The organism is Rhodococcus sp. R1101, from assembly GCF_000278445.1.
In the GTDB taxonomy this organism is placed as follows: domain Bacteria; phylum Actinomycetota; class Actinomycetes; order Mycobacteriales; family Mycobacteriaceae; genus Rhodococcus; species Rhodococcus gordoniae.
Genome location: NZ_AJVB01000958.1, coordinates 1 through 413, shown reverse-complemented (window position 1 = coordinate 413; position 413 = coordinate 1). Strand labels below are relative to the sequence as shown.

Genomic DNA, 413 nt, shown 5'->3' with positions numbered 1-413 from the left:
GCAGGCCAGCGAGAAGGACCGCTCCGAGAACCTGATGATCGTCGATCTGGTGCGCAACGACCTGTCCCGGGTGTGCGTGCCCGGCTCGGTGCACGTGCCGGCGCTGTTCGCGGTGGAAACCTATACGGCGGTGCACCAGCTGGTGTCCACGGTGCGCGGCACCCTGCGCCCGGACGTCTCCGCGGTGGACTGTGTGCGCGCCGCCTTCCCCGGCGGATCGATGACCGGCGCCCCGAAGCTGCGCACCATGGAGATCATCGACAAGCTCGAGGACGGCCCGCGCGGGGTGTACTCCGGGGCCATCGGCTATCTGTCGCCGACCGGCGCCGCCGACCTGTCGGTGGTCATCCGCACCCTCGTCGCCACCGCCCACGAGGTCACCTTCGGGATCGGCGGGGCGATCGTGGCGCTGT

At 70.7% G+C, this 413-nt stretch carries 1 protein-coding gene; it reads left to right on the top strand.

What is annotated here, in order from left to right:
- On the top strand, positions 1 to 413 hold a 413-nt coding region (locus R1101_RS29100; RefSeq protein WP_037225489.1), incomplete at both ends, for a chorismate-binding protein.